The organism is Streptomyces sp. EDA2-14, from assembly GCF_054963755.1.
In genome coordinates this window covers 626,668-647,038 of the sequence record NZ_JBUEGE010000002.1, presented here as the reverse complement: position 1 = coordinate 647,038, position 20,371 = coordinate 626,668, and the positions used below count along the sequence as shown (strand labels likewise).

At 71.3% G+C, this 20,371-nt stretch carries 21 protein-coding genes; 14 read left to right on the top strand and 7 right to left on the bottom strand.

Annotated features, from left to right (window positions below; translation table 11 throughout):
- Positions 1–55 precede the first annotated feature (55 nt).
- Positions 56–1,504, bottom strand: a complete 1,449-nt coding sequence (locus ACY34M_RS09325) for an NAD(P)H-quinone dehydrogenase (protein ID WP_462716066.1) — start codon at positions 1,502–1,504, stop codon at positions 56–58.
- 130 nt (positions 1,505–1,634) lie between these two features.
- On the opposite strand from ACY34M_RS09325, the gene ACY34M_RS09320 reads away from it, so the two are divergent.
- The 3 genes from ACY34M_RS09320 to ACY34M_RS09310 all read left to right on the top strand — a co-directional run bounded on the left by ACY34M_RS09320 (position 1,635) and on the right by ACY34M_RS09310 (position 4,697).
- Positions 1,635–2,072, top strand: a complete 438-nt coding sequence (locus tag ACY34M_RS09320; protein ID WP_462716067.1) for a gamma-glutamylcyclotransferase — start codon at positions 1,635–1,637, stop codon at positions 2,070–2,072.
- A gap of 104 nt (positions 2,073–2,176) precedes the next feature.
- Entirely contained in the window at positions 2,177–3,001 is an 825-nt protein-coding gene (locus ACY34M_RS09315) for a purine-nucleoside phosphorylase (RefSeq protein WP_462716068.1), read from the top strand.
- Between the two features lie 49 nt (positions 3,002–3,050).
- Entirely contained in the window at positions 3,051–4,697 is a 1,647-nt protein-coding gene (locus tag ACY34M_RS09310; protein ID WP_462724109.1) for a phospho-sugar mutase, read from the top strand.
- 71 nt (positions 4,698–4,768) lie between these two features.
- On the opposite strand, the gene ACY34M_RS09305 is transcribed toward ACY34M_RS09310, so the two are convergent.
- Complete coding sequence (locus tag ACY34M_RS09305) at positions 4,769–5,386, bottom strand: PH domain-containing protein (protein WP_462716070.1); 618 nt, start codon at positions 5,384–5,386, stop codon at positions 4,769–4,771.
- A gap of 178 nt (positions 5,387–5,564) precedes the next feature.
- Between ACY34M_RS09305 and deoC the strand changes: the two genes are divergently transcribed.
- From deoC to ACY34M_RS09290, 3 genes are read left to right on the top strand one after another with little or no spacing between them, the layout of a single operon-like run.
- Positions 5,565–6,518 (top strand): deoxyribose-phosphate aldolase, encoded by a 954-nt coding sequence (gene deoC / locus ACY34M_RS09300; protein ID WP_462716071.1) that lies wholly within the window; start codon positions 5,565–5,567, stop codon positions 6,516–6,518.
- Between the two features lie 6 nt (positions 6,519–6,524).
- On the top strand, positions 6,525–7,961 hold the full coding sequence (locus tag ACY34M_RS09295) for an aldehyde dehydrogenase family protein (protein WP_462716072.1): 1,437 nt from the start codon (positions 6,525–6,527) through the stop codon (positions 7,959–7,961).
- Complete coding sequence (locus tag ACY34M_RS09290) at positions 7,954–8,850, top strand: aldehyde dehydrogenase family protein (RefSeq protein WP_462716073.1); 897 nt, start codon at positions 7,954–7,956, stop codon at positions 8,848–8,850. Before ACY34M_RS09295 ends, ACY34M_RS09290 begins: the two co-directional genes overlap by 8 nt.
- A 94-nt stretch (positions 8,851–8,944) precedes the next feature.
- Here ACY34M_RS09290 and ACY34M_RS09285 read toward each other — a convergent pair whose 3' ends face one another.
- Positions 8,945–9,352, bottom strand: coding sequence for a hypothetical protein (locus ACY34M_RS09285; protein WP_462716074.1), 408 nt, complete (start codon positions 9,350–9,352; stop codon positions 8,945–8,947).
- A 125-nt stretch (positions 9,353–9,477) separates the two neighbouring features.
- Here ACY34M_RS09285 and ACY34M_RS09280 point away from each other — a divergent pair, with 125 nt between their 5' ends.
- Complete coding sequence (locus tag ACY34M_RS09280) at positions 9,478–10,110, top strand: ATP-binding protein (protein ID WP_462716075.1); 633 nt, start codon at positions 9,478–9,480, stop codon at positions 10,108–10,110.
- 209 nt (positions 10,111–10,319) lie between these two features.
- On the opposite strand, the gene ACY34M_RS09275 is transcribed toward ACY34M_RS09280, so the two are convergent.
- Positions 10,320–11,084: a SigE family RNA polymerase sigma factor gene (locus ACY34M_RS09275; RefSeq protein ID WP_462716076.1), complete on the bottom strand. Its 765-nt coding sequence runs from the start codon at positions 11,082–11,084 to the stop codon at positions 10,320–10,322.
- Positions 11,085–11,392: 308 nt separating this feature from the next.
- Between ACY34M_RS09275 and afsQ1 the strand changes: the two genes are divergently transcribed.
- The 5 genes from afsQ1 (at position 11,393) to ACY34M_RS09250 (ending at position 15,187) form a co-directional block, all read left to right on the top strand.
- Entirely contained in the window at positions 11,393–12,070 is a 678-nt protein-coding gene (afsQ1, locus tag ACY34M_RS09270; RefSeq protein ID WP_013001223.1) for a two-component system response regulator AfsQ1, read from the top strand.
- A complete protein-coding gene (locus ACY34M_RS09265; RefSeq protein WP_462716077.1) occupies positions 12,067–13,653 on the top strand; it encodes an ATP-binding protein in 1,587 nt (528 codons plus the stop codon). Before afsQ1 ends, ACY34M_RS09265 begins: the two co-directional genes overlap by 4 nt.
- A complete protein-coding gene (locus tag ACY34M_RS09260; protein WP_462716078.1) occupies positions 13,650–14,252 on the top strand; it encodes a hypothetical protein in 603 nt (200 codons plus the stop codon). Before ACY34M_RS09265 ends, ACY34M_RS09260 begins: the two co-directional genes overlap by 4 nt.
- 105 nt (positions 14,253–14,357) lie before the next feature.
- A complete protein-coding gene (locus ACY34M_RS09255; RefSeq protein WP_462716079.1) occupies positions 14,358–14,900 on the top strand; it encodes a VanZ family protein in 543 nt (180 codons plus the stop codon).
- An 86-nt stretch (positions 14,901–14,986) separates the two neighbouring features.
- The gene (locus tag ACY34M_RS09250) at positions 14,987–15,187 is read left to right on the top strand and encodes a PspC domain-containing protein (RefSeq protein ID WP_399227762.1); all 201 of its coding nucleotides are present in this window, start codon (positions 14,987–14,989) and stop codon (positions 15,185–15,187) included.
- 88 nt (positions 15,188–15,275) lie between these two features.
- Here the strand turns inward: ACY34M_RS09250 and ACY34M_RS09245 are convergent, their stop codons facing one another.
- Together ACY34M_RS09245 and ACY34M_RS09240 are read right to left on the bottom strand one after the other, a co-directional pair.
- Positions 15,276–15,608 carry an ATP-binding protein gene (locus ACY34M_RS09245; protein WP_462716080.1) on the bottom strand — a complete coding sequence of 111 codons (333 nt, stop codon included), beginning with the start codon at positions 15,606–15,608 and terminating at the stop codon, positions 15,276–15,278.
- 146 nt (positions 15,609–15,754) lie between these two features.
- Positions 15,755–16,921, bottom strand: coding sequence for an adenosine deaminase (locus ACY34M_RS09240; RefSeq protein ID WP_462716081.1), 1,167 nt, complete (start codon positions 16,919–16,921; stop codon positions 15,755–15,757).
- A gap of 164 nt (positions 16,922–17,085) precedes the next feature.
- Here ACY34M_RS09240 and ACY34M_RS09235 point away from each other — a divergent pair, with 164 nt between their 5' ends.
- Entirely contained in the window at positions 17,086–17,838 is a 753-nt protein-coding gene (locus tag ACY34M_RS09235; RefSeq protein WP_462716082.1) for an alpha/beta hydrolase, read from the top strand.
- A gap of 75 nt (positions 17,839–17,913) precedes the next feature.
- On the opposite strand, the gene ACY34M_RS09230 is transcribed toward ACY34M_RS09235, so the two are convergent.
- Positions 17,914–18,939 (bottom strand): LysR family transcriptional regulator, encoded by a 1,026-nt coding sequence (locus ACY34M_RS09230; protein WP_462716083.1) that lies wholly within the window; start codon positions 18,937–18,939, stop codon positions 17,914–17,916.
- 64 nt (positions 18,940–19,003) lie between these two features.
- Between ACY34M_RS09230 and ACY34M_RS09225 the strand changes: the two genes are divergently transcribed.
- Complete coding sequence (locus ACY34M_RS09225; protein WP_462716084.1) at positions 19,004–20,293, top strand: MFS transporter; 1,290 nt, start codon at positions 19,004–19,006, stop codon at positions 20,291–20,293.
- Positions 20,294–20,371 lie beyond the last annotated feature (78 nt).

Below are 20,371 nucleotides of genomic sequence, written 5' to 3'. Positions count from 1 at the left end.
CTATGCCATGCGCATGGGCCGCAACTCACCGTGATCTGCGGCCCGTTGCAGCGTGTCAGCCTTCTTCTGCGGTCTTCCGGGTGTGCAGCTGACGCGCCACTTCGGCGATCGAGCCGGAGAGCGAGGGGTACACGGTGAACGTGTTCGCGATCTGCTCGACCGTCAGATTGTTGTCGACCGCGATCGAGATGGGATGGATCAGTTCCGAAGCGCGCGGTGCGACGACCACACCACCGACCACGATGCCCGTGCCCGGACGGCAGAAGATCTTGACGAAGCCGTCCCTGATGCCCTGCATCTTTGCGCGGGGGTTGCGCAGCAGCGGCAGCTTGACGGCGCGGGCGTCGATCTTGCCGGAGTCGACGTCGGCCTGCGTGTAGCCGACGGTCGCGATCTCCGGGTCGGTGAAGACGTTGGACGAGACCGTCTTGAGGTTCAGCGGCGTGACCGCGTCGCCCAGGAAGTGGTACATCGCGATGCGGCCCTGCATCGCGGCGACGGAGGCGAGGGCGAAGACGCCGGTCACGTCACCGGCCGCGTACACGCCGGGGGCGGTGGTGCGGCTGACCTTGTCGGTCCAGATGTGGCCCGACTCCTTGACCTTGACGCCCGCTTCCTCCAGGCCGAGGCCCTCGCTGTTGGGCACGGCGCCGACCGCCATCAGACAGTGCGTACCGGAGATGACCCGGCCGTCGGAGAGCGTCACCTCGACGCGGTCGCCGACCCGCTTGGCGGAGGCGGCACGGGAACGCGCCATGACGTTCATGCCGCGGCGCCGGAACACGTCCTCCAGGACGGCGGCGGCGTCCGGGTCCTCGCCGGGCAGCACGCGGTCGCGGGAGGAGACCAGGGTGACCTTGGAGCCGAGCGCCTTGTAGGCACCGGCGAACTCGGCACCGGTGACACCGGAACCGACCACGATGAGCTCCTCGGGGAGCTCGTCCAGGTCGTACACCTGCGTCCAGTTGAGGATCCGCTCGCCGTCGGGCTGGGCGTCGGCCAGCTCGCGCGGGTGGCCGCCGGTCGAGATGAGCACGGCGTCGGCGACGAGGGTCTCCTCGGTGCCGTCGGCCGCCGTGACGATCACCTTGCGGGAGCCGTCCAGGTCCTGCTGGCCGTCGAGGCGGCCCTTGCCGCGCAGCACGCGCGCGCCCGCACGCGTGACGGAAGCGGTGATGTCGTGGGACTGGGCGAGCGCGAGGCGCTTCACACGGCGGTTGACCTTGCCGAGGTCCACACCGACGACGCGGGCCGGGCTGTCCGGGTCGGGGGTGTCGTCCTCGACGATGATGCCGAGCTCTTCGTACGAGGAGTCGAAGGTGGTCATCACCTCGGCCGTGGCGATCAGGGTCTTCGACGGCACGCAGTCGGTGAGCACCGACGCCCCGCCGAGACCGTCGCAGTCGACGACGGTCACCTCCGCCCCGAGGGACGCGGCCACCAATGCCGCCTCGTATCCGCCAGGTCCGCCACCGATGATCACGATCCGAGTCACATGCTCCATTGTCCCGCACGCTTCAAGACCGCACCGAGCCGGGGCCCCCGTCCGGCCCAGAAAAACGCGTATCCCCTCTTAAGAGGGGTGCATCGGTTACTTACGAGACACGTGGTCCGTCTGACGTACGCTCGGTCCCATGTCGCTCTACGCCGCGTACGCCGGCAATCTCGACGCGCGGCTCATGACGCGCCGCGCCCCGCACTCGCCGCTGCGCGCGACCGGCTGGCTGACCGGCTGGCGGCTCACCTTCGGCGGCGAGCACATGGGCTGGGAGGGCGCGCTCGCCACGATCGTCGAGGCGCCGCGCTCACAGGTCTTCGTCGCGCTGTACGACATCGCCCCGATGGACGAGGACTCGATGGACCGCTGGGAGGGTGTCGGCCTCGACATCTACCGGCGGATGCGGGTCCGCGTCGACACCCTGGAGGGCGAGGAGCCCGCATGGGTGTACGTACTGAACGGTTATGAGGGCGGTCTCCCCTCGGCCCGGTACCTGGGCGAGATCGCGGACGCGGCCGAGTCGGCGGGCGCGCCGCACGACTACGCGATGGAGCTGCGCAAGCGGCCCTGCTGAGGTCCTTCACGCGTCCCTCTTGTCGGAAACGACAAAGCAACGATCACCAGGACGTGACCTCCGACATCTACGCGCGTAGGCAACGACAGGCTACCCTCGTCGGCGTGAACGCTTCTCTTACTTCCGACAACCTCCAGGGCGACCCCTACGCCGCCGCCGACGCCGCCGCCGCGCGCCTGCGCGAGCTGACGGGCGCCGAGACCCACGACGTCGCGCTCGTGATGGGCTCCGGCTGGGCACCGGCCGCCGAGGCGCTCGGCGAGCCCGCCGCCGAGTTCCCCTTCACCGAGCTGCCCGGCTTCACCGGCGCCGCGGTGGCGGGCCACGGCGGCAAGGTCCGCTCGTACCAGGTCGGCGAGAAGCGCGCCCTGGTCTACCTGGGCCGCACGCACTTCTACGAGGGCCGCGGGGTCGCCGCCGTCGCGCACGGCGTGCGCACGGCCGCCGCAGCCGGCTGCAAGACCGTCGTGCTCACCAACGGCTGCGGCGGCCTGCGCCAGGGCATGCGCCCCGGCCAGCCGGTGCTCATCTCCGACCACATCAACCTGACCGCGGCCTCCCCGATCGTCGGCGCCAACTTCGTCGACCTCACCGACCTGTACTCGCCGCGGCTGCGCGCGCTGTGCAAGGAGATCGACCCGAGCCTGGAAGAGGGCGTGTACGCCCAGTTCACGGGCCCGCACTACGAGACGCCCGCCGAGGTCCGGATGGCCGGCGTCCTCGGCGCCGACCTGGTCGGCATGTCCACCACGCTGGAGGCCATCGCGGCCCGCGAGGCGGGCACCGAGGTGCTCGGCATCTCCCTGGTGACGAACCTGGCGGCGGGCCTGTCCGGCGAGCCGCTCAACCACGAAGAGGTCCTCCAGGCGGGCCGCGACTCGGCCTCCGCCATGGGCGAGCTGCTGACCAAGGTCCTCGCGAAGATCTGATCCCGCCGTGGACCGCCGTCGTACCCATACGTCAGAAGGAATGCGAACCGTGACCGTATCTGGCAGCGAACTGCTCGACCGGGCGAAGACCTGGCTGGCGGAGGACCCCGACCCGGAGACCCGCGAGGAACTGGCGGGGCTCATCGAGGCCGGGGACCTGGCGGCCGTCGGCGAGCGCTTCGCCGGAACGCTGCAGTTCGGCACGGCCGGGCTGCGCGGAGAGCTGGGCGCGGGCCCGATGCGGATGAACCGCGCGGTGGTCGTCCGCGCGGCCGCGGGCCTCGCGGCGTACCTGAAGGCCAAGGGGCAGACGGACGGGCCGGTGGTCATCGGCTACGACGCGCGCCACAAGTCGGCGGACTTCGCGCGCGACACGGCGGCGGTGATGGTGGGCGCCGGGCTGCGCGCCGCGGTCCTTCCCCGTCCGCTGCCCACCCCCGTGCTCGCCTTCGCCATACGGCACCTGGGCGCGGTCGCGGGCGTCGAGGTCACGGCCTCGCACAACCCGCCGCGCGACAACGGCTACAAGGTCTACCTCGGCGACGGCTCGCAGATCGTGCCGCCGGCGGACGCGGAGATCGCCGCCGAGATCGACGCGGTGGCGTCGCTGAACGACGTGCCGCGCGCGGAGTCGGGCTGGGAGACGCTCGGCGACGACGTCCTGGAGGCCTACCTGGCACGTACGGACGCGGTCCTCGCGCCGGGCTCGGCCCGTGGCGCCCGCACCGTCTACACGGCGATGCACGGCGTCGGCAAGGACACGCTCCTCGCCGCCTTCGCGCGCGCGGGCTTCCCCGAGCCGGTGCTCGTGCCGGAGCAGGCCGAGCCCGACCCGGACTTCCCCACGGTCGCGTTCCCGAACCCGGAAGAGCCGGGCGCGATGGACCTGTCCTTCGCGACGGCCCGCGCGCAGGACGAGACCCCCGACCTGATCGTCGCCAACGACCCGGACGCGGACCGCTGCGCCGTCGCCGTGCCCGACGGCGGCGACTGGCGGATGCTGCGCGGCGACGAGGTGGGCGCGCTCCTCGCGGCGCACCTGGTGAAGCGGGGCGTGAGCGGCGTACTCGCCGAGTCGATCGTGTCGTCCTCGCTGCTCGGCCGGATCGCCGGGGCGGCGGGGCTCCCGTACGAGGAGACGCTGACCGGCTTCAAGTGGATCGCCCGCGTCGAGGGCCTGCGCTACGGCTACGAGGAGGCGCTCGGCTACTGCGTCGACCCCGAGGGCGTGCGCGACAAGGACGGCATCACGGCCGCGCTGCTGGTGACCGAGCTGGCGAGCGAGCTGAAGGAGCAGGGCCGTACGCTCCTCGACGCGCTCGACGACCTGGCGCTCGCGCACGGGCTGCACGCCACGGACCAGTTGAGCGTGCGGGTCGAGGACCTGTCGGTCATCGCGGACGCCATGCGGCGCCTGCGGGAGGCTCCGCCGGTGGAGCTGGCCGGGCTCGCGGTGAACCGCGCGGACGACCTCTCCGAAGGGGAGGGCGGGCTGCCGCCCACGGACGGGCTGCGGTACACGCTCGACGGGGCGCGGGTCGTGGTGCGGCCGTCGGGCACCGAGCCGAAGCTCAAGTGCTATCTGGAGGTCGTGGTGCCGGTCGCGGACCGGGGAGCGCTGCCCGCCGCCCGGGCCACCGCCGCGGAGCGCCTCGCGGCGGTCAAGCGGGATCTCTCCGTTGCGGCCGGGATCTAGTTCGGCGTAGGCCGGGGTGCGGTCTCGGGGCTCCGCCCCGGGCCCCGCTGCTCAAGCGCCGCAGGGGCTTGTCAGAGCGCGACGAGGATCACGAGGAGTACGGCTCCCACGGCCGCCGGGGCGATGATCTCGTACGCCCAGCGGACCGTGGTGGCCTGACTCGTTCCGGTCGTGGCGTGCTCCTCGTGGAGTTCGCGCAGTTCGTCCATCGCCTGGTCGCCCGTCGAGCGCGGGGCGGTCACCGGCAGGCCGCTGGCCCCGGTGGCGCCGCGACCGCCCTTGGCGGCGCGCATCTGCTGGCGCTGCGCCTTGCGGCGGCCCCGCAGCGACACCGGGATGGACCAGAGCTGGTACTTGGTACCGGCCTGGTCGAAGACCTCGTTCGAGTACCCGGACCTGAGGCCGGAGACCGCGGACCACGGCAGCGTGATGTCACGGAACGGGTTGCGCACGCGCAGCCGCTCCTCGTTGCCGAAGACGGCCGGCCGGATGGTGAACGCGACGACGAGCGGCACCACGAACAGCAGCCCGGCGAGCGCCGTCCACGGCGTGCGCCCGGCCCCGTTGACCACGGAGTCGACCGCGAGCCAGGCCCCGATCAGGAGCAGCACGACACCACCGGCGATACCGGCGGGAGACCGATAGATCCGGTCACGTGCCTGCGGGGGCGTGGTCTGGCTGCTCGTCATGGCTCGATTGTGCCCGACCCGTCAAGCCCCGTATCAATCAGCCGACCGTTCAAGCCCCTGCGGCGATTGAGCAGCGGGGTCCGGGGCAGAGCCCCGAGTCCGCAACCACGGCGCCCGCAACCGTTGAACCCCGCCCTGTACAAGCCGCTACGCGCGTAGATATGCTCCCCTCGTGACCATGCCCAGTTCTGCACCCGCACCCGCTCTCAGCGACGTCACCGCGTCCGACAGCACGCTGCGCCGCTTCCTGCACGGGTTGCCCGGCGTCGACGCGGTCGGCCTGGAGGCGCGCGCCGCTTCGCTCGGGACCCGTTCGATCAAGACCACGGCGAAGGCGTACGCCATCGACCTGGCCATTTCGATGATCGACCTGACGACCCTGGAAGGCGCCGACACCCCGGGCAAGGTCCGGGCCCTCGGCGCGAAGGCGATCCACCCGGACCCCACCGACCGCGGCACGCCGCGCACGGCGGCGGTCTGCGTCTATCCCGACATGGTGGCCACCGCGAAGGCCGCCGTCGCCGGTACGGACGTCAAGGTCGCCTCCGTCGCGACCGCCTTCCCGGCGGGCCGCGCCGCCCTCGAGGTCAAGCTCGGGGACGTACGGGAGGCCGTGGCCGCGGGGGCCGACGAGATCGACATGGTCATCGATCGCGGCGCCTTCCTCGCGGGCGACTACATGAAGGTCCACGACGAGATCCGCGCCGTGAAGGAGGCCTCAGGCGCCGCCCGGCTCAAGGTCATCTTCGAGACCGGCGAGCTCTCGACGTACGACAACATCCGGCGCGCGAGCTGGATCGGCATGCTGGCCGGGGCCGACTTCATCAAGACCTCCACGGGCAAGGTGGGGGTCAACGCGACGCCCGCCAACACCCTCCTCATGCTCGAAGCCGTCCGCGACTTCCGCGCTGCCACCGGGGTACAGGTCGGCGTGAAGCCCGCGGGCGGCATCCGCACCTCCAAGGACGCCGTCAAGTTCCTGGTCATCGTGAACGAGACCGCGGGCGAGGACTGGCTCGACAACCACTGGTTCCGCTTCGGCGCCTCCAGCCTTCTGAACGATCTGCTGATGCAGCGCCAGAAGCTGGCCACAGGCCGCTACTCCGGTCCCGACTACGTGACGGTGGACTGATCACCCATGGCATCTGCATTTGAGTACGCCCCGGCGCCCGAGTCGCGCTCCGTCGTCGACATCGCGCCCTCCTACGGCCTGTTCATCGACGGCGAGTTCACCGAAGCCGCCGACGGCAAGGTCTTCAAGACGGTCTCCCCCGCCACCGAGGAGGTTCTCTCCGAGGTCGCGCAGGCCGGCGAGGCCGATGTGGACCGGGCGGTGAAGGCGGCCCGCAAGGCCTTCGAGAAGTGGTCGGCGCTGCCCGGCGCGGAGCGCGGCAAGTACCTCTTCCGTATCGCGCGCATCATCCAGGAGCGCAGCCGCGAGCTCGCCGTCCTGGAGACGCTCGACAACGGCAAGCCGATCAAGGAGACGCGGGACGCCGACCTCCCCCTCGTCGCCGCGCACTTCTTCTACTACGCGGGCTGGGCGGACAAGCTCGACCACGCGGGTTTCGGACCGGCCCCGAAGGCGCTGGGCGTCGCCGGCCAGGTCATCCCGTGGAACTTCCCGCTCCTGATGCTGGCCTGGAAGATCGCCCCGGCGCTCGCGACCGGCAACACCGTGGTCCTGAAGCCTGCCGAGACGACCCCGCTGTCCGCCCTCTTCTTCGCGGACATCTGCCGCCAGGCGGGCCTGCCGAAGGGCGTCGTCAACATCCTTCCGGGATACGGCGATTCGGGCGCGGCCCTCGTCGGACACCCCGACGTGAACAAGGTGGCCTTCACCGGCTCCACGGCCGTCGGCAAGGAGATCGCCCGCACCGTCGCCGGTACGGACAAGAAGCTGACGCTCGAACTCGGCGGCAAGGGGGCGAACATCGTCTTCGACGACGCCCCGATCGACCAGGCCGTCGAGGGCATCGTCACCGGCATCTTCTTCAACCAGGGCCAGGTCTGCTGCGCGGGCTCCCGCCTCCTGGTCCAGGAGTCGATCCAGGACGAGCTGCTCGACAGCCTGAAGCGCCGCCTGTCGACGCTCCGGCTCGGCGACCCGCTGGACAAGAACACGGACATCGGCGCCATCAACTCGGCGGAGCAACTGGCCCGGATCACCGCACTCACCGAGCAGGGCGAGGCGGAGGGCGCCGAGCGCTGGTCGGCCCCCTGCGAACTGCCTTCCGCGGGCTACTGGTTCGCGCCGACGCTCTTCACGAACGTCACGCAGGCGCACACCGTCGCCCGCGACGAGATCTTCGGCCCGGTCCTGTCCGTGCTCACCTTCCGTACGCCGGACGAGGCCGTCGCCAAGGCCAACAACTCGCAGTACGGGCTCTCGGCCGGCATCTGGACCGAGAAGGGCTCGCGGATCCTGGCTGTCGCCAACAAGCTGCGCGCGGGCGTCGTCTGGGCCAACACGTTCAACAAGTTCGACCCGACCTCGCCGTTCGGCGGTTACAAGGAATCGGGCTTCGGCCGCGAGGGCGGCCGTCACGGTCTGGAGGCCTACCTCGATGTCTGAGCCCAACCGTCTGAGCGTCTTCAAGACCTACAAGCTGTACGTCGGCGGGAAGTTCCCGCGTTCCGAGAGCGGCCGGGTGTACGAAGTGACCGATGGCAAGAGCGGCGAGTGGCTGGCCAACGCGCCGCTGTCCTCGCGCAAGGACGCCCGTGACGCCGTGGTCGCCGCCCGCAAGGCCTTCGGCGGCTGGCAGGGCGCGACCGCGTACAACCGCGGGCAGGTCCTGTACCGCGTCGCCGAGATGCTGGAGGGCCGCCGCGAGCAGTTCGTGCGCGAGGTCTCCGAGGCGGAGGGCATCGGCAAGTCGAAGGCGACCGCGATCGTGGACGCCGCGATCGACCGCTGGGTCTGGTACGCGGGCTGGACCGACAAGATCGGCCAGGTCGTCGGCGGGGCGAACCCCGTCGCGGGCCCCTTCTTCAACCTCTCCACGCCCGAGCCGACCGGCGTCGTCGCGGTCCTGGCCCCGCAGGACTCGTCATTCCTGGGCCTGGTGTCGGTGATCGCCCCGGTCGTCGCGAGCGGCAACACGGTCGTCGTCATCACCAGCGAGAAGTCCCCGCTCCCGGCGCTCTCGCTCGGCGAAGTGCTCGCGACCTCGGACGTGCCCGGCGGCGTCGTGAACGTCCTGTCGGGCCGGGCGGCGGAGATCGCGCCGTCGCTCGCCGCGCACCAGGACGTGAACGGGATCGACCTGACGGGCGCCGACGCCGAGTTGGCGAAGCAGCTGGAGATCGCGGCCGCCGACAATCTGAAGCGCGTCCGTCGTCCACAGCCTGTGGAGGACTTCACGGCGGATCCGGGCACGGACCGCCTGACGTACTTCCTGGAGACGAAGACGGTCTGGCACCCGACGGGTTCGCTGGGCGCGTCCGGCTCCGCGTACTAGCCCCCGTACTGGGCGTCACCCGCCGAACAGCAGCGGCCCCGGCTCCTCCGCCGTCCAGGAGGAGCCGGGGCCGCTGCCGTGCGGGCCGGCGGGGTCAGCCCGGCAGCAGACCGGTCGCGGGACCCACCACGGGCAGCTCCTCCAGCGACGACCCGGAGGTCACGGGGTCGGTCAACGCGGCCGTGCTGACCGGCGCGAAGTCCGCGACCTGCGTGCCGATCGAGTTGTCCAGCGGGTCGACACCCGTACCGGCCAGCGGGTCGATCGGCAGCTTCTTCAGCGTGCCGAGACCGTTCGACGTCGCCGAGTCGAGCGCCGTCGAGACGCCCCCGGCCGCCGCGTCCATGTTGGTGTCACCGGTCTGCGGCAGCGGGATCGGCGCCGCGCTCGCCGCGGCACCACCGGCGCCGACGGCGGCACCGGCCGCCGTCAGGGTGAGCCCGACGCGCATCAGGGTGCGTCGCACGGTGGTCTGGTGTGAGGAGTGCGTGTGTCGTGCCATGGCGTTCCGCCCGAAACCTTTCACTTGCGTAATCTTATGGGTACACAGGGTAGTTGGGGTGGTCCGTGCCACAACGGCACCACGCGGGGCGGCACGCCGGTCTCCATGCCTCACACTGGTGTCTCGTGAGTTCGCATCCTCCGATACCGACCCGGGTCGTCCTGCTCTCCGGCCCCTCGGGCTCCGGCAAGTCGTCGTTCGCCGCCCGCTCCGGGCTGCCCGTCCTGTGCCTCGACGACTTCTACAAGGAGGCGGGCGACCCCACGCTGCCACTGGTCGCGGGCACTTCGGACATCGACTGGGACTCGCCAATGTCCTGGGACACCGAGGCCGCCGTCGCCGCGATCGTGGCGCTGTGCGGGCAGGGACGGACAAGCGTTCCCGTCTACGACATCGCCTCCAGCTCGCGCGTGGGCGAGGAGACGCTGGACATCGAGCGCACCCCGCTGTTCATCGCGGAGGGCATCTTCGCGGCGGACATCGTGGAGCGCTGCCGGGAGTTGGGGGTGCTCGCCGACGCGCTGTGCCTGCGCGGCCGGCCGTCCACGACGTTCCGCCGTCGGCTGCTGCGCGACCTCAAGGAGGGACGCAAGTCGGTGCCGTTCCTGCTGCGGCGCGGCTGGCGCCTGATGCGTACGGAGCGGTCCATCGTGACCCGCCAGGTGGCGCTCGGCGCCCACGCGTGCGCCAAGGAGGAAGCGCTGGGCCGTGTGGCGGCGGCCGCCGCGGGACGCTGCGTGAAGGCTCGCGCCACGTGACCGGATGGCCGCAACGGGGTTGAGGTCTCGGGGCTCCGCCCCGGACCCCGCTGCTCAATCGCCGCAGGGGCTTGGAATGCGGAACGGGACCGGACAGACCCCCCGGCCCCCCGGTCCCGCTCTCCCCCTCCTGATCCCCCGTACGCCCCCCGTGCGTCCCCCGTACTGAACCCCGCTCCCCCGAACAGGGCCCCCGTTCCCCCCAGCCTTCAGGCGACAAGCTCGCCGAAGGACTCCTCCTGGTCACGGCCGAAGCTGAGCACCTCGTCGTCGCGCAGTCGCCGCAGCGAGCGCCAGATGCTGGACTTCACCGTGCCCACGCTGATGTCGAGGATCTCCGCGATCTCCGGGTCCGTACGGCCCTCGTAGTAGCGCAGGACCAGCATGGTGCGCTGGAGTTCGGGCAGCCGGGCCAGTGCCTGCCACAGGACCGCGCGCAGCTCGGTGCCGCGCATCGCGTCCGTGTCGCCGGCCGTCTCCGGCAGCTCCTCGGTCGGGTACTCGTTCAGCTTGCGGCGGCGCCACGCGCTGATGTGCAGGTTCGTCATGGTGCGACGCAGATAGCCGCCCACGGCCGCCTTGTCACTGATCCGGTCCCAGGCCCGGTACGTCGAGAACAGCGCGCTCTGCAGCAGGTCCTCGGCCTCGAACCGGTCTCCGGTCAGGTGGTAGGCGGTGGCGTACAGGGAGGCGCGGCGCTCCTGGACGTAGGCCGTGAACTCGGCCTCCGACAAGGACGTCCGACGCTGCTCCCCCGAGTCCTCCCTGTACGCGGCTCCCCCGTGGCCCCCCTCGGGCGTGGTCTGCCGTGCGTCAACCACCGTCATGAACCCGGTGTGCTGACGCCCGGTGCCGCGAGCGCACCCCCGCCCGCTCACGGCACCGGACTTCTCGTGACGCTCGGAAACCACTCGGCCCATGTCGTGCAGACGCGTGACAACCGCGCTTGAGTTGGTGCTGTGCAGCGTGTTCATCTCGCGCCCCCCGTCGTGGAGTACCGAATACTTCTGCGTCGTCTTCGCGGTCCTTCTTCGCGATGACCAAAAGCTTGCCGGGCCGAGTTCATGACGGTGTCCGTCGACTGTCACAGGCCTGTCACAGCGGCTCCCGCAGTGGGGAGTGGATGTGGAGAAAGCGCACTCGTCACCCCTGCGACGAGCCCTGGCCAAGGCCTCGTCAGGGACTCGCCGGGCCGTGTCCGGGGCTTCTTCACGCACCTGACGCGCACCTGACGCGCACACTCGGTCGAACTGAAGCCCCCTGATGGGCCAGAATGGCGCTCGTGCCTTCCCTGTTGCTGATCGAGGACGACGACGCCATCCGTACGGCCCTGGAGCTGTCTCTTACGCGCCAGGGGCATCGGGTTGCCACCGCTGCCACCGGAGAGGACGGTCTGAAGCTGCTGCGCGAGCAGCGGCCCGATCTGATCGTCCTCGACGTGATGCTGCCCGGCATCGACGGTTTCGAGGTGTGCCGCCGCATCCGGCGCACGGATCAACTGCCGATCATCCTGCTGACCGCGCGCAGTGACGACATCGACGTCGTGGTGGGCCTCGAGTCCGGTGCCGACGACTACGTCGTGAAGCCGGTGCAGGGACGCGTACTCGACGCACGGATCCGTGCGGTGCTGCGGCGCGGCGAGCGGGAGGCCAACGACGCCGCGACGTTCGGCTCGTTGGTGATCGACCGTGCCGCGATGACGGTGACGAAGAACGGCGAGGATCTGCAACTGACGCCCACCGAGCTGCGGCTGCTGCTCGAACTGAGCCGGCGGCCCGGACAGGCGCTGTCCCGGCAGCAGTTGCTGCGCCTCGTGTGGGAGCACGACTACCTCGGTGACTCGCGGCTCGTCGACGCGTGTGTGCAGCGGCTGCGCGCGAAGGTCGAGGACGTGCCGTCGTCGCCGACCCTGATCCGTACGGTGCGTGGTGTGGGCTACCGGCTGGACACGCCTCAGTGACGAAACCGCACGACAAGCTCCGGGGCGCCGCCGCCGCGAAGAAGACTCTGCTCGCCGGTCTGCGCTTCACCAGTCTGCGTCTGCGCCTGGTCGTCGTGTTCGCGCTCGTGGCCCTGACGGCCGCGGTGTCCGCGTCGGGGATCGCGTACTGGCTCAATCGTGAGGCCGTGCTGACGCGCACGCAGGACGCGGCGCTCAGCGACTTCAAGCAGGAGATGCAGAACCGGGCGGCGGCGCTGCCCGAGAAGCCCACGCAGGGCGAGTTGCAGCACGCGGCGAACCTGATGGCGGGCAGCAGCCAGCACTTCAGCGTGATGCTCATGGCGAAGGACGAGAACGGCGATCAGGTCGTGGGCAATTCGGACCTGGACGCCTTCACCGTCGCCGACGTGCCGAAGTCGCTGCGGGCGGCGGTCACCAAGAAGCAGCCGATCGACGGCGGCAACAAGCATGCGTACCACCTGTACTGGCAGCGGATCACGCAGGACGACACCCCGTACCTGGTGGGCGGCGCCACGGTGGACGGCGGGCCGACCGGCTACATGCTCAAGTCGCTCGAGCCGGAGGCCAAGGACCTCAGCTCGCTCGCCTGGTCGCTCGGCATCGCCACCGCGCTCGCGCTCGTCGGTTCGGCGCTGCTCGCGCAGGCCGCCGCGACGACGGTGCTGAAACCGGTGCACCGCCTCGGCGTCGCGGCCCGGCGGCTCGGCGAGGGGAAGCTGGACACCCGGCTGCGCGTCTCCGGCACGGACGAGCTCGCGGAGCTGTCCCGTACGTTCAACAAGACGGCGGAGAACCTGGAGAAGAAGGTCGCGGACATGAGCGCCCGCGACGAGTCCTCACGCCGTTTCGTCGCCGACATGTCGCACGAGCTGCGCACTCCGCTGACCGCGATCACCGCGGTGACGGAGGTCCTGGAGGAGGAGCTCGACGCGGAGACCGGCTCGGTCGACCCGATGATCGAACCGGCCGTACGGCTCGTGGTCAGCGAGACCCGGCGCCTGAACGACCTCGTCGAGAACCTCATGGAGGTCACCCGCTTCGACGCGGGCAGCGCGAAGCTCGTCCTCGACGACGTCGACCTCGCCGACCAGATCACCGCCTGCATCGACGCCCGCGCCTGGCTGGACGCCGTCGAGCTCGACGCCGAGCGCGGCATCACCGCCCGCCTCGACCCGCGCCGCCTCGACGTGATCCTCGCGAACCTGATCGGCAACGCGCTCAAGCACGGCGGATCCCCGGTGCGCGTCTCGGTGCGGGTGGAGCAGCACGCCGAGGGCTCGGAGGTCGTGATCGCCGTGCGCGACCACGGTCCGGGCATCCCCGAGGACGTCCTGCCGCACGTCTTCGACCGCTTCTACAAGGCGAGCGCCTCGCGGCCCCGCTCGGAGGGCAGCGGCCTCGGCCTCTCCATCGCCATGGAGAACGCCCGCATCCACGGGGGCCGGATCAGCGCGGCCAACTCCCCCGAAGGGGGTGCCGTGTTCACGCTGCACCTGCCGCGTGACGCGGGTCCTCTCGCGTCCGCGGCGGAAGAAGAAGGGGACACCAAGGACGAGCACGAAGGCGGTGCCGGCAAGTGAGACGGAACGCACGCCTGTTGGGCCTCCTCGGCCTCGCCTCGATCCTGCTCGCCGGCTGCGGGATCCGGCCCACCGAGGTGCCGACCGAGTTCGGCGCCGCGCCCACCCGCGTGGGCTGCTCCCTGTCGGGCTCGGACGAACTGGGGGCGAGCGCCGGCGTCGAGTTCCCCGTCCAGGTCTATCTGGTCTGTACGTCGCAGCTGGTCACGGTCGACCGGACGATCACGCTGGAGCGCGGCCAGTCCTCCGACCGGGTCGCGGTCGCCCGCGAGCTCCTGGCGCAGCTGGCGGCGGCCCCCGAGGGCGACGAGAAGTCGGCGGGCTACACGACGGAGGTCCGCTCCGGCCTCCGGGTCTCGGGGCCGCACTCGGGCGACCCCGCGGACGCGCTGCGCCTCAGCACCTCGCCGGACGACCTGTCGCCGTACGCCCTGGCCCAGATCGTCTGCACCTTCGCCAACAGCGAGGCCACGGCGGAGGACGAGGAGCACGTGGTCCTCGGCGGCCCGGACGACGACCCGGTCCGCGACTACGCCTGCACGGACGCCCTGAAGGCCCGGCCGGGCCTGATCCCGGCCCCCACCAAGACGGCGGGCTGACGGCTCCGCCGCGACGCGGCGGAGAAGGACGCGGCGGGGAAACCGGTCACGGACCCGCGCGACCTCGGCGGAACCGATCCTCCGGTGCCCGGCGTCTAGGGGTGCGTGCAGCGCCATCGCTCGGGCGGCCACAGGGCCGCCGTCCATTTCCGTGCGGCAGGGATCGCCCTTCTCGCCGCGCATCTCCTCTTCGTTGCCTGGTTCACGCTGCGTCCCCTGGACGTCCCCTGGGTCAGCGCCGCGAACCTGCATCCCCTCGCCGGCATCCGCTCCGACCTCGCCCTCGGCTGGCGCGAGGCGACGCTGCGGATCGGCGAGGGGCTGGCCCTGCTCGCCCCGCTCGGTGTCCTGCTGCCCGTCGCGGGCGGCCGGCTGTACGTCTCGCTGTGGGGTTCGCTGGTGCGTACGGTCGCCGTCGCCGCGCTGATCTCGCTCGGCATCGAACTGCTGCAGACCGGGGTGCCGGGGCAGGTCGTGGACGTCGACTCGCTGCTCCTGAACACGGTGGGCGTCGCCGTCGCCCACCTCGCCGTGGTGCCCGCCCTGCGAGCCCGGCTCCGCCGCAGGGTCGAGGAGGGTCCCCTCCCCGCGCAGGAACCGGCTCAGGGTCCGACCCCGACGATTTCCAGGGTCGGCATCGCCCCGTGAGCTGACGTTTTACCGGGCTCGTCGCCGTACCGTCGAAGACGTAAGCACCACACACCGAAGACCTACGGTTCGCGAAGGAGCCCACCATGACCGCCCTTGCCCGCCCCACCAACGGACGGATGATCGGCGGAGTGTGCGCAGCGCTGGCACGGCGCTTCGGCACCTCCGCGGCCACGATGCGCGTGATCTTCCTGGTCTCGTGCCTGCTGCCGGGCCCGCAGTTCCTGCTCTACATCGCGCTGTGGATCCTGTTCCCGAGTGAGAACAAGGTCCGCCAGGCCTGGTGACGTCCGACGACGTCACGACGCACGACGAAGGGGCGCGCCCGCGGACTCGCGGGTGCGCCCCTTCGTCGTGTGCGCGGTGTGCGCAGGGTCAGCTGAGTCCGCCGACCGGCAGGCCGCCGAGCAGTCCGGAGACCGCGTCGCCGCTGTCGCCCGGCAGGGCGCCCCGGGCGGCCTGCTCGACGACGGGGGTGGCGGTGTTCAGCCCGTTGGCCACGGCGCTCTGTCCTGCAGCCAGCGACTCGGCGCCACCGGCGGGCAGCGTCGACGTCACGTCCTGGAGCGGGAGGGCGGAGGTCACGGATCCGACGGCGTCGGTCGCGTCGGGGGCGGCCGGGGCGGCGCTCGCGACGCCGGCACCGGCGGCTGCGAAGGCGGCTCCGAGAGCGGCGACACCGAGGGTCTTGGCAGCAGAGTGCTTCATTGTGAAATGCGTCCTCTTGACGATGACGGGGGAATGAGCGGTCCACGACCGTAAACATTCCTTCGCTGCGCCCGCAAACAGCGAACCGCCAGGAAAACGGCCGGGAACACCCGTTCCCCACTACGCCAACGCGCCGCCGAAAAACGCTATTCGGCGACAGAACCGCTGGTGGAAGCGGTCTGCGAGAACAGCCATTCGGATTTCAGCTCGGCGTAACCGGGCTTGATGACGTCATTGATCATTGCCAGTCGTTCATCGAAAGGAATGAATGCTGACTTCATCGCATTGACAGAAAACCACTGCATGTCATCGAGCGTGTAACCGAATGCGTCGACCAGGTGCTCGAACTCGCGGCTCATCGACGTACCGGACATCAGCCGGTTGTCGGTGTTGACGGTCGCCCGGAAGTGCAGCTTCCGCAGCAGGCCGATGGGGTGCTCGCCGTACGAACTGGCGGCGCCGGTCTGCAGGTTGGACGAGGGGCACATCTCCAGCGGGATCCGCTTGTCGCGCACGTACGAGGCGAGGCGGCCCAGCTGGACGCTGCCGTCGTCCGCCACCTTGATGTCGTCGATGATGCGCACGCCGTGGCCGAGCCGGTCCGCGCCGCACCACTGGAGGGCCTGCCAGATGGACGGCAGACCGAAGGCCTCGCCCGCGTGGATCGTGAAGTGGTTGTTCTCCCGCTTGAGGTACTCGAAGGCGTCGAGGTGGCGGGTGGGCGGGAAGCCGGCCTCGGCGCCCGCGATGTCGAAGCCGACGACGCCCAGGTCCCGGTAGCCGTTGGCCAGTTCGGCGATCTCCAGGGCGCGGGCCGCGTGCCGCATCGCGGTGAGCAGGGCGCCGACGCGGATGCGGTGCCCCGCCTCCCTCGCGCGCCGCTCGCCCTCCCTGAAGCCGTCGTTGACCGCCTCGACGACCTCTTCGAGGGTGAGCCCCTGCTCAAGGTGCTGCTCGGGGGCGTACCGGATCTCGGCGTAGACGACGCCGTCCTCGGCGAGGTCCTCCGCGCATTCGGCGGCGACCCGGAACAGGGCCTCGCGCGTCTGCATGACGGCGCAGGTGTGACTGAACGTCTCCAAGTACCGCTCGAGGGACCCGGAGTCGGCCGCCTCCCTGAACCAGACGCCGAGCTTGTCGGGGTCGGTCTCCGGAAGGTTCTCGTACCCCTGCTCGCGCGCCAGGTCGACGATCGTGCCGGGCCGCAGCCCGCCGTCGAGGTGGTCGTGCAGGAGCACCTTGGGTGCGCGGCGGATCTGCTCGCCGGTCGGCACCCGGGGGCTGTTGGGGTTCGCGGTGATCGGGCTCGTCATTTCCGCACTCTAACGCCTACGCGCGTAGATCGCTGCGGTTCGTTGTGTGTTCGTTGCGCGGAACGGTGCGGTACGTGCGGTACGTCCCCGGTCATGATCCCGTCGATACGCAACAGTGACCCGTCTGCGGGACCGCACGTCAGGGCTTCTGACACTGTGCTGTCATGCAGCAGCGAGCGACGCAGGGCCGCGAGGCGCGGCTTGCCAGGGCGGCCGGGCCGGTGCCGGGGGCGGTGGGCGGCGTGGTGCTGCTGCTCCCCGCGGGCGAGGAGACCTCGGCCCGCAGACCTTCCCCCATGGACCGGCTCGCGCTGCGCCCCCTCGCGCGCCGCCTCACGCGCGAGGGGCGGAACGCGGGCCTGGTCGCGCACGTCGTGCAGTACCGGTGCCGCGGCTGGAACGGGACGCAGGCCGAGCTGGCGCGGGACACCCGGTGGGCCGCCGACGAGGTCGTGCGCCGCTACGGCGACGTACCGATCTGCCTCGCGGGCCTCGACATGGGCGGCCGGGCGGCCCTGCACGTGGCCGACCACGAGGCCGTCACCTCCGTGCTGGCGCTTGCCCCCTGGCTGCCGGAGGACGACGTGGCCGCACCCCTCGAACCGGTGAAGCAGCTCGCGGGCCGCCAGGTCCTCATCGTGCACGGCACCGACGACCGGCGCACGGACCCGGAGTTGTCGTTCCGGCTCGCGGGCCGCGCCAAGAAGACGAACCGCGACGTGTGCCGCTTCGAGGTGCACTCGGACGGCCACGGACTGACCCAGCACCGCTTCGAAGTGGCCTCCCTGGCGGTGGACTTCGCGCTGGGCACGCTGTTCGGACGCCCGTTCGCGCGCCCGCTCCAGGACGCGCTGGCGGCGCCGCCGCCGCTGGGCCTGCGGATGCCACTGGCGGCCGGGTTCGGGCGCACGCTCTGAGGGGTGGGCGCCGCCTCCGGCCTGTGCGCCCGGACCGGGGTTGCGGTCGCGGGGCGCTGCCCCGGACCCCGCCGCTCAAGCGCCGCCGGGGCTTGAATCGGCCGCCTCGGCGCTTGATGCGTGCTCCGGGAGGAGTCTGCCCCGGCGGGAGAGCAGGAATCGTTTGAAGGCCGCTACGGGAGGTGTGTCCGGGTGGCCCTCCAGCCACGCCACGCCGATCTCCCGCACGGCCCGCTGCCCCGTCACCGCCAGCTCCACGACGCCCGGACGCGGCACGGTCGGCGGCGGCAGGAGCGCGACGCCGAGCCCCGCCGCGACGAAGCCCCGCAGCGTCTCCGCCTCCTCGCCCTCGAACGCGATCCGGGGCCTGAACCCGGCCTCCGCGCACAGGTCGTCGCAGATGCGGCGCAGACCGTAGCCCGGTTCGAGGGTGACGAAGGTTTCCTCGGCCGCCTCCGCGAGCCGGATGCGCTTGCGGGCGGCGAGGCGGTGGTGCTCCGGGACGACGAGGCGCAGCCGCTGCTCGTCGAGGCGGCGGGCGACGAGGCCGGGCGCGTCGGGGACGGGCGAGGTGAGGCACAGGTCGAGCTCGCCCGCGCGCAGCCGCTCCAGCATCGCCTCTCCGTAGTTCTGCACGAGGCTGAAGCGGATGCGGGGGTGCTCGGCGCGGAAGGCGCGGATCAGGCCGGGCACCGTCTCCGTACCCATGGTGTGCAGGAAGCCGAAGGCGACCTTGCCGGACTCGGGGTCGGCGTCGGCGCGCACCGATTCGGCCGCCTTCTCGATCTCGCCGAGCGCGCGCTCCACCGAGCCGAGGAACGTACGGCCGGCCGGGGTCAGCGAGACCGTGCGGCCGTGCCGGGCGAACAGGTCGACACCCAGGTCTCGTTCGAGGCGGACCATGGCGCGGGAGAGCGTGGACTGCGGCACGTTCATCTCCTGCGCCGCGCGCGTGACGTGCTCGGTGCGGGCGACCCCGGCGAAGTGGGCGAGGCGCGGGGCGAGGAGCCGCACGATCTCGTCGCCGGACAGCTGTTCCCGCATGTCTGCTGCGTCACTACCGCGTGACAGCGAAGGACGTGACCTCTGCTGATGCTCCATGGGAACGATTATGGGCTGTCCATGCATTGGACGCATGAATCCAGGTGAGCCTACGTTGCTGGGCATGTCACCTGCCAGTAGCCAGGCGACCGCCTCCACCGACGCGGTCGCCGATTCCCAGCCCACCGCCGACACCCGGCTGGCGCCCGGCGGCCCCGGCTACCGCCGCATGAGCTTCGCCCTGTTCCTCGCCGGAGTCGCCACCTTCGCGCTCCTCTACTCGACGCAGGCCCTGCTCCCCCTCATCTCCAGCGACTACGCGGCGAGCGCGAGCTCGGCCGCCTGGACGGTGTCCGCCGCGACCTTCGCGCTCGCGGTGTGCGTGCTGCCGCTGAGCGCGCTGTCCGAGCGGTTCGGGCGCCGCACGGTGATGACCGTCTCGCTGACGGTCGCCGTCGCGGTGGGTCTCCTGGTTCCCTTCGCACCGAACCTCGGCGTGCTGATCACGCTGCGCGCGCTGCAGGGCGCAGCCCTCGCCGGGCTGCCCGCGTCCGCGATGGCGTACCTCGCGGAGGAGGTCCGGCCGAAGGCGCTGGTCTCGGCCATCGGGCTGTTCGTCGCCGGAAACTCCATCGGCGGCATGAGCGGCCGGATCATCGGCGGCTGGCTCGCGCAGGCCTGGGGCTGGCGGGTGGCCGTCGGGGTCATCGGGGTGATCGCGGTGGCGTGCGCCGTCGCGTTCCGGATGCTGCTGCCGACGCCGCGCCACTTCACGCCGGGCTCGCTGCGCCCGCGCGCCCTCGCCGCCACGGTGGGCAGCCACCTCGCGAACCCGCTGCTGCGCCGCCTGTACGTGATCGGCGCGCTGTTCATGATGGTGTTCGGCGGGGTCTACACGGTGATCGGCTACCGGCTGTCCGCCGCGCCCTTCTCCCTCCCGCAGGGCATCGTCGGCTCGATCTTCATCGTCTACCTGGTGGGCACCGTCTCCTCGGCCGCCGCGGGGCGCCTCGTCACACGGCTCGGCCGGCGCGGCACGCTGTACCTGGCGGCGGGCACGACGATGGCGGGGCTGCTGCTGGCCCTCGTCCCGAACATCGCCTTGGTGCTGCTCGGACTCGTGCTGATCACCGCGGGCTTCTTCGCCGGGCACGCGACGGCCTCGTCGTCCGTCAGCCACACGGCCACGCACGGCAGGGCGCAGGCCTCCGCGCTCTACCAGTCGATGTACTACATCGGCTCCAGCGTCGGCTCGGCCGTCGGCGCCGTCGCCTTCCACGCGGCGGGCTGGTCGGGGACGGTGGGTCTCGGCTTCCTCGCGGTGCTCGGCGTCGTGGCGATCACCGTGTGGGGGACGTACGCGGCGCGGACCGCGCGGCACCGGACGGCCGGCGGCACGGTCGCGGCGCACTGACACCCCTCGTGACGGCCCGCGCACGCGCGGCGCACTGAACGACTGCCTCTGCTGTTACCACATCGGCCTCCCGACCTG

What these genes read in the sequence shown, in the direction of transcription:
- ACY34M_RS09325 (WP_462716066.1), bottom strand. Translation starts at nt 1,504, where the DNA reads ATGGAGCATGTGACTCGGATCGTGATCATCGGTGGCGGACCTGGCGGA.
- ACY34M_RS09320 (WP_462716067.1), top strand. Translation starts at nt 1,635, where the DNA reads ATGTCGCTCTACGCCGCGTACGCCGGCAATCTCGACGCGCGGCTCATG.
- ACY34M_RS09305 (WP_462716070.1), bottom strand. Translation starts at nt 5,386, where the DNA reads ATGACGAGCAGCCAGACCACGCCCCCGCAGGCACGTGACCGGATCTAT.
- deoC (WP_462716071.1), top strand. Translation starts at nt 5,565, where the DNA reads ATGCCCAGTTCTGCACCCGCACCCGCTCTCAGCGACGTCACCGCGTCC.
- ACY34M_RS09295 (WP_462716072.1), top strand. Translation starts at nt 6,525, where the DNA reads ATGGCATCTGCATTTGAGTACGCCCCGGCGCCCGAGTCGCGCTCCGTC.
- ACY34M_RS09290 (WP_462716073.1), top strand. Translation starts at nt 7,954, where the DNA reads ATGTCTGAGCCCAACCGTCTGAGCGTCTTCAAGACCTACAAGCTGTAC.
- ACY34M_RS09285 (WP_462716074.1), bottom strand. Translation starts at nt 9,352, where the DNA reads ATGGCACGACACACGCACTCCTCACACCAGACCACCGTGCGACGCACC.
- ACY34M_RS09275 (WP_462716076.1), bottom strand. Translation starts at nt 11,084, where the DNA reads ATGAACACGCTGCACAGCACCAACTCAAGCGCGGTTGTCACGCGTCTG.
- ACY34M_RS09250 (WP_399227762.1), top strand. Translation starts at nt 14,987, where the DNA reads ATGACCGCCCTTGCCCGCCCCACCAACGGACGGATGATCGGCGGAGTG.
- ACY34M_RS09245 (WP_462716080.1), bottom strand. Translation starts at nt 15,608, where the DNA reads ATGAAGCACTCTGCTGCCAAGACCCTCGGTGTCGCCGCTCTCGGAGCC.
- ACY34M_RS09240 (WP_462716081.1), bottom strand. Translation starts at nt 16,921, where the DNA reads ATGACGAGCCCGATCACCGCGAACCCCAACAGCCCCCGGGTGCCGACC.
- ACY34M_RS09235 (WP_462716082.1), top strand. Translation starts at nt 17,086, where the DNA reads ATGCAGCAGCGAGCGACGCAGGGCCGCGAGGCGCGGCTTGCCAGGGCG.
- ACY34M_RS09230 (WP_462716083.1), bottom strand. Translation starts at nt 18,939, where the DNA reads ATGGAGCATCAGCAGAGGTCACGTCCTTCGCTGTCACGCGGTAGTGAC.
- ACY34M_RS09225 (WP_462716084.1), top strand. Translation starts at nt 19,004, where the DNA reads ATGTCACCTGCCAGTAGCCAGGCGACCGCCTCCACCGACGCGGTCGCC.